Annotated in this window: 6 protein-coding genes and 1 pseudogene; all 7 read left to right on the top strand. The window is 41.9% G+C overall.

Annotation, left to right across the window (positions count from 1 at the left end; translation table 11 throughout):
- Window positions 1-280, top strand: a pseudogene (locus ACFIL7_RS01315) (hypothetical protein); the annotation flags it as partial.
- Between the two features lies 1 nt (window position 281).
- Window positions 282-1,673, top strand: coding sequence for a hypothetical protein (locus tag ACFIL7_RS01310; RefSeq protein ID WP_375683261.1), 1,392 nt, complete (start codon window positions 282-284; stop codon window positions 1,671-1,673).
- Window positions 1,673-2,098: a hypothetical protein gene (locus ACFIL7_RS01305; RefSeq protein ID WP_375635055.1), complete on the top strand. Its 426-nt coding sequence runs from the start codon at window positions 1,673-1,675 to the stop codon at window positions 2,096-2,098. The genes ACFIL7_RS01310 and ACFIL7_RS01305 overlap by 1 nt, the downstream gene beginning before the upstream one ends.
- Before the next feature lies 1 nt (window position 2,099).
- Window positions 2,100-2,936, top strand: a complete 837-nt coding sequence (locus tag ACFIL7_RS01300) for a hypothetical protein (protein WP_375632654.1) — start codon at window positions 2,100-2,102, stop codon at window positions 2,934-2,936.
- 7 nt (window positions 2,937-2,943) lie between these two features.
- Window positions 2,944-4,401, top strand: coding sequence for a hypothetical protein (locus tag ACFIL7_RS01295; protein WP_375632656.1), 1,458 nt, complete (start codon window positions 2,944-2,946; stop codon window positions 4,399-4,401).
- Window positions 4,402-4,409: 8 nt separating this feature from the next.
- On the top strand, window positions 4,410-6,551 hold the full coding sequence (locus ACFIL7_RS01290) for a glycine zipper family protein (protein WP_375632658.1): 2,142 nt from the start codon (window positions 4,410-4,412) through the stop codon (window positions 6,549-6,551).
- Entirely contained in the window at window positions 6,544-7,194 is a 651-nt protein-coding gene (locus ACFIL7_RS01285; RefSeq protein WP_375683260.1) for a transglycosylase SLT domain-containing protein, read from the top strand. Before ACFIL7_RS01290 ends, ACFIL7_RS01285 begins: the two co-directional genes overlap by 8 nt.
- Window positions 7,195-7,208 lie beyond the last annotated feature (14 nt).

Below are 7,208 nucleotides of genomic sequence, written 5' to 3'. Positions count from 1 at the left end.
ACATCTTTATCCCACACCGGATAAAGCCTATCAGATTCAACTCATTCTCTCTCCATTGCGTTTATCAGAGATAGAGAGTGTTGATGAGGAGCATCCATGGTTTGTGCACGCGTTTGATTTGATTAAGGCGCGTGCAAAATACGAACTTTACAAGAATATCCTTAAAGAACCCGATTGTGCAACGGCAGCGTACAATGACTTTAACGAACAGTTGCATGAATTGCGTGCAGAGACGTCTCAACGTCATAACGTCACTCGAATAATTCCGACGGATTTTTAAGATGGTTTATTTTCCAATCGCTGATTACAGACCAGATGTTTCGGTCGTCAACGGTAGCTTTACGGATACGCTTGTGAATGTTTTACCGGCTGATGGCTGTTACATTCCGATGCCTAGTGCAATGGTTGTGTCTCATGCTTTGGAAGAAAAGCCTTTGGGGTGCATAGCGTTTAGAAGTGGCAATGGTGTTAAGATAATCGTAGGAGGCAAGCAAAAGCTTTACAGTTATGATAGTCAAACGAAGGGGTGGAAGGACATAAGTCAAAGTGGTGTGACTTATCATGCGCATGAAGATAATCAATGGTCGTTCGCTTTGTTTGGTCAAAGAATTATTGCGGTGAATAAAAATGATAAACCACAAGTTTTTAATACCCATAGTTCTGAACGATTTGAAGATTTAGGAGGCAATCCCCCGAAAGCAGGCTTGGTGAAGGTTTGGGGACCTTTTGTTTGTTTGATGCAATTGACAGATCACCCCAATCGCATTCATTGGTCAGGTTTGGAAGATGCAACCCATTGGACAGTTAAGCAGAAAGATTGCGATTTTCAAGATTTTCCAGATGGAGAATATGTTCAAGGGTCTACGGAATCGACTAATCCCCTCATTTTTATGCGTTCTGCTATTTATGCAGGAACCTTTGTTGCGGGTTCTAAGATTGTGTTTACGTTTCAAAAGATACAAGACAAGCGCGGAGCCCGTAGTGCGTCCTCTATAGCATGTCGAGGGAGTGATGCTTTTTTTGCTGGTGATGGTGGTTTTTATCAGATGAGTTTGGATGGTCAACTTTTGCCGATAGGCTTTGAGAAAGTTGATAGAACAGTTTTTAAAACCTTTGATAAGTTTGCTCTTGATGAGATGCAAGGGGTTATAGATCCCATTGATAACCGGATTTACTGGTCCTTAAAGAGAGGCAATAACGAGCAAACGACCTTTGTTNCGACAGGTTATACTTTAGAACAGTTAGATGAGATCTCGATCAATCTTGAGACATTGCCGGCTTCTTTAGACAGCCCTCGTTGGCAAAGTGGCGCCCCAATGCTTGGTGCTTTTGATGATGAAAATAGACTTGTTATGTTTACGGGAGCACCGATGGAGGCAACGGTTGTTTCGCAAGAATTGGGAGCACCAGATGGAAGTTTTAACTTTATCACGAAGATGTTTGCTGAAGTTGATACGACGGAAGGTCTTTTAAGCATAGGAGAGCGTCGGCTTCGCAATAATCAGACGCCGATTACATGGCACCAAGAGAGGGCATGTTCATATGTCACGGGTGCTTATCATGGTCGTTCGCGCAATCGTTATCACCGCTTTAAATTGCGTATTCCTGAAGGTGTTCATTGGAACCAAATCACAGGATTTAATGTGGATTTACGTCCTTTAGGCAGAGGGTAATGGCAAAAGTCTTTTTGACCACGTCTTGGGATATGGAGCGTATAGCACCATACCTTGAAGACATCATTGCGTCGTTTCGCGAGTATGTGGAACGTTTTAAACATGAAATCACGTTGCAAGAGCTCCTTGAAGCGATTTGCAGTGGCAAGAAACAGTTATGGCTTGTTTTGGATGATGACGAGCGCTTTTTAGCGGCATTCACGACCCAGATACAGCAGACAGTTTTAGGAAAGAAGCGCGCACTGATTTGTGAATGTAGTGGCAAGGGCATTCTTGATCAAGTTGACAATTTGCAAGTTGTAGAGGATTGGGCGCGTGAGAATGGTGCTTCTGAAATGGAGATCTTGGGTCGTTTAGGTTGGAAACGTGCACTGAACAAACAAGGTTATGGCATAGATATGCTTTATTATAGGAAGGAATTGTGACATGGGGAGCAGTAGACCAGCAACGACAGAACAGAAGCAGGTGCAGACAAGTGCCCCTCCTGCTTGGATGCAGAATGTCTTTAAGCGAGGTGGTGCGGATGCGTATAATCTGTATGATACAGGGGCGGGTGGGAATGTTTATGGTGGTCCTCGTGTAGCGCCGTTAAGTGATCAAACGCGCTATGGAATTGGTGGTCTTGGAAGTATTCCACAGCATTATCAAAATCGCTCTTTGATGAATACGATTTACAATCCAACGTTGACAGCAAGCAATCTTGGAAGAGTGGCTTCTGGTGATATGGTTGGACAGAATCCGTCTTTTAATGCCGCCCTTCAAAATAGCTTAGACCGTGTAAGAGATACGATTAACAGCTCTTTTGCAGGTGCGGGTCGTTATGGGTCCGGTGCACATGCAGGTGTATTAGCAAATGAACTTGGTGCTTTGTCCACAAGTGCTACAGCAGACCAGTATAATCGTGATGCGGATCGCATGATGCAAGCCAATGCCATGATAGACCAAGCCAATCAAAATCAATTGGGCGCCTCAAATAACTTCTTACAGGGTTATGGGAATGCCTATTCCAATGCCATACAAGGGGGAGGTGTGCTTGATGCCCACAATCAACGCCTTGTTGATGCCAATAGAGAACGTTGGCTGGAACAAGACAATAGCGGCTGGAATAGGTTGAATATGCTTATGAACGCCGGTCATGGCTTTGCAAGGAATTACGGCACGACAACGAATAATGTGTCAGAATCTAAGATGCATGGTAACGACCCTTGGAAGAACGCTATAGGGATTTTAGCTAGTATTGCTAATTTTGCAGGAAAAAAGTGAGGTAGTTATGCAAAATAGTAACGATAACATTTTATCAAGACTTCTTAAGTCTATGCATGTAATGAGCCAATATGTACCACGTATACGTTTCAACGATCTAGAAGACGCCAAACAACAGGCAAATAATTTACCTTATTTAACCCCTTCTTCCCCTATAGCAACTTTTGGTTCACAATCAAATCCTTTAAGTTTAGCTAAAAATACTTCACCTTTACCAGATGTAAGTTCGTCTTTAAGATCGGCAGGCAGAAAACCGTATGTACCGTCTTCAGTCCCTTCTTTACCAGTAGCGACCTTTGGTTCACAACCAAATCCTTTAGGTATTGAACCTTTGCCTAATGCAATTGAAACTTCAGATTTGGCATCATTGAAACCAAAGCAGTCTCAATTACCAGAGCCTATTTCATCTGTAGAACCACAGAAGTCTGTACAGCCACAACAGAGTACTGTTCCTCACCAAGATACTGGTTCTCAACAGAGTTTTTGGGATTACTTGCGTAGTCCTGAGTTTTTACAAAGATTATCAGATTATGGGATTGGTTATGCATTATCAGATGGGACGATAGCACAAAGTTTAGCGAATGCAGCTATGAATCTTCGTCGTGGTGATATGGAAAGAGAAAAAAGAGGACAGGTTAATCAGACCGTCGAATACCTAAAATCTAAAGGGTACAGTGAAGAAGAAGCTGCTATTATGGCACGTAATCCGCAAATGCTTAGTGCGATGCTAACAGGTGGTGATAAACCTCAGTTAGATAAAGGTTATGAATGGGATCCCAATTCACAACTAGGTGAACGTAGAGCGAGACCGGTTAAGGGGTCGATGCAGGAACTTGAGTATAATCAAAAACTACAAGCCCAGAAAGAGTGGGAGCATAAAAAGAGAAAAAATATGCTTCTCACCAAACAGCAGGCACGCATAGGAATAAATGCTATTCAGGATGCTATTAAAATTATAAAAGAAGGCTTTGCGACAGGATTTGTTGGGTGGGGATCGAGAAATGTTGGAGGATCTCCTGCATATGAATTAGAAAAATTATTTGATACGATTAAGGGTGGTGCTTTAAAGGCGGTATTTGAGAGCTTAAAATCGATGGATCCTAAAGGAAATCTTAGTGTTGGTCCTATATCAGATCAAGAAAGCCGTAATATGATAGCAACTTTTGGTTCTTTGGATGCTGGACGTAAGGAAGAAGGATTATTAAAAACTTTAGGAATGCTTGAAAAAACATTAGTTGCTTTAAATAAACTTGATGAGACCCAATTATATAATTGGGTAACAGGGCAGCCTATCAATACGCCTAAAGAAATCTCTGATCAATATTTCGCAGATTCGCCGATGTCACAAGGAGGTAGTGAAAATATTCCTATAGTGAAAAGTACAGAAGAGATTGCAGCTCTACCAAAAGGACAAAAATTTTTTATTATTGATGCCAATGGTAAAGCGGTTCCTTTTATAAAATAGGTTGTGCTATGTATGAATATAAGAATTATGATAAATCACTTCTTCCAGAATGGGCTAGGAAATATAAGGTAATTGGTCCACCCCAAGATATTTCAAATATTCAAACAGCTACAGATTATCCTGAATATAAAGATTATGATAAATCACTTCTTCCAGAATGGGCTAGGAAATATAAGGTAATTGGTCTACCCCAAGATATTCCAAATCATTCATCTTTTGCAGATTTTCATGGCAGTCAAGACCCCAAAACTACAACAGATGATTTTTCATTTGATGATAAAGATCTTACGTGGTGGGATGCACTAAGGAGTCATGGGATATCTGGTTTGACAGCAGGGTATAGTGATGAGATACAAGCGGCGAATGAAGCAGGTTTTACGGATTATTGGCGTGGTGATAAGAAAGCAGTAGAGGTTTATAACAGAAGAGTAGCCAAGGAACGCGCTTACCAAAAAGCCTTGGAAGAGAAATATCCATGGTTGTCTTCTGGTGCTTATATTGCTGGTTCGATTTTACCAACAGCACTTTCATTTGTCCCTGCGCTTAGATTTTTGAAAGTAGGTACTGCGGCATCAACATTTGGAAATCTTGGTAAGGCGGCAGTTTTAGGAGCAGGTTCTGGCGCTTTGCATGGTTCTGGTGCGGGAGATGGTCTTTATGACCGCCTTGCTTCGGCAGGGATTGGTAGTGGGATTGGAGCAGTTGCTGGTCCTGTTGGTTCTCTTGCTGGTACCGTTGTTTCTTCAGGATTGAATAAAGCGTTAAGAAGCATGCAAACAGCTCCTTTTGTAAGAAGGCATTTTAATCCTGCTCATAAGGAAGTTCAAACTAAAGTAGTCAGAGAAGTTGCAAAAACATTATATGATGATGGTGTTGAGAATGTTGCTGAACATCTTGCAAATGCACCACGCCATGCATTTTTGACAGATATTAGTCCGAATTTAGAAGTATTGCTTGCGAATATGGGGACAACAAATACGCGTGTTTCTGAACTTTTGAAAAGAGCCCATGAAGGACGGATGCAGGGAGCAGTTCAGCGCCTTGGTCAATCGGCAGATGAAAACATTACCCCTCTCCAAGATACGAAAGTTTTAAAAAGGTTGCTTAAAGAGCAAGGGGAAGAAGCACATGGTTCTCTCTATGCACAAGCCTATCGTACTCCAATAGAAAAAAGATATTATCCAGCTCTTAATAGGCTTTTTAAACAAGAAGGATTTCAAGACGCTCTTAAGCACGCTGTCAAAAAGTTAGAAAGAGACCCCCGCACAGCAATACCTCAACGATTCTATGCAAAAGAGTTTAGCCATATCAATTATAAACCTACAATGGAGTTACTAGATCGAAGCAAGAAATCCCTTGATGTTTTAATCAGAATGAATCGAAAGCTTGGTGATGAAGAAGGGGCTTCTACATATCAAATTTTGAAGAACAATTTGGTAAAAATAACGGATAAAATTTCCCCTACTTATAAAGCAGCTCGGGGTAGCGCAGCAAAATACAAAGGCTTTGCAGAAGCTATAAGCCAAGGCAAAAAAATTGTAGAAAGAGATGTATCTGGAGAAGGGATTGCAGAAGGTCTTCGTAAAGGAGCTATGCCGGATGGTCTCAATACTTATCGCGTAGGGATGCGAGATTATATCGATGACGTATTAGAAAAATCCCGCCCTGTTAATACACTTTCGAATATTTTACAAACGGGTAGCGTGTCTAAAAACCTTAGCAGGTCTTTAAATCCTAAAAACATTAAAGCGTTTAGAAAAGCTGTAGATGACGAAAGGTTCTATGAAGATGCGGCGCAAAGAGCACTAAAGCCATTTCAAGGAACGCCAGAGGCTTCTCCTTTAACAGGTGTTCATATTCCGTATGGAAAAGTTAGTACAGCACGTGCTGGGGCAAAAATTACTCAAAATATTTTATCTGATACGATTAGAAAATTGCCTCAAAAAGAGAGACAAATATTTGAACGGGATATAGCAAAGTTAGCAACTTTTGGCGTTAAGGGTATGAACCAGCAGGAAGTTGCTCAAATGGTACAAAGATTTATACGATTACATAAAGCAGGAATTGGTAATGAACGTTTCTGGCACTTTGTTTCTTCGGCACTGATGGGAGAAGCGGGCAGATTTGCAAGGAGTAAAATCTATGGCTAGATATAACCCTTCAGTCGATCAAGCGATCCGTCAAGCAGCAGCGCGTTATGGTTTGCCAGAGAGTTATTTATACCGTGTTGCGCAAGTGGAAAGTGGCGGCAATCCCAATGCAAGGAATCCCCGCTCTTCTGCTGGTGGGTTGTATCAATTTATAGACAGCACCGCCAAACAATATGGTTTGCAGGATAGGTTTGATCCCATGCAAGCGGCAGATGCCATGGGGCGGTTGACGCTTGATAATCGCAATCATTTAAGCCGCCTGTTGGGAAGAGCCCCTAGTGAAGCAGAATTGTATTTAGCACATCAACAAGGGGCAGGAGGAGCCGCGCGGCTTCTTCAAAATCCCCATGCCAATGCGGCGCAAATTGTTGGGAGCAATGCGGTTGGCTTGAATGGTGTAAACAACGCTATGCGTGCAAGTGATTTTGTCAACCGTGTATTACAGATGTATGGGGGGCAGCCTCATAGAGCAAGTCCTACAGCGCAGGGTGACATTAGAAATAGAGACAACTTGTTAGAGGTTTTAAGGGCATTATTAGCATCACAAGAAGAGGCTTCGGAAGAAGAAGAGAGTGATGATGATGATAATCCTTTGATGACGCAATTCATGCGGGCATTTTACGGACCATTTTACCGAAGCTAGGATTCACGAGAAAT

Origin of the sequence: Bartonella sp. AP3QHHD, assembly GCF_042195765.1 — a bacterium.
GTDB lineage: Bacteria > Pseudomonadota > Alphaproteobacteria > Rhizobiales > Rhizobiaceae > Bartonella.
This window is presented reverse-complemented; position numbering and strand designations above follow the sequence as displayed.

Bases quoted from the DNA above. Each gene is read 5' to 3' on its own strand.
- ACFIL7_RS01305 (WP_375635055.1), top strand. From the start codon at position 1,673: ATGGCAAAAGTCTTTTTGACCACGTCTTGGGATATGGAGCGTATAGCA.
- ACFIL7_RS01300 (WP_375632654.1), top strand. From the start codon at position 2,100: ATGGGGAGCAGTAGACCAGCAACGACAGAACAGAAGCAGGTGCAGACA.
- ACFIL7_RS01295 (WP_375632656.1), top strand. From the start codon at position 2,944: ATGCAAAATAGTAACGATAACATTTTATCAAGACTTCTTAAGTCTATG.
- ACFIL7_RS01290 (WP_375632658.1), top strand. From the start codon at position 4,410: ATGTATGAATATAAGAATTATGATAAATCACTTCTTCCAGAATGGGCT.
- ACFIL7_RS01285 (WP_375683260.1), top strand. From the start codon at position 6,544: ATGGCTAGATATAACCCTTCAGTCGATCAAGCGATCCGTCAAGCAGCA.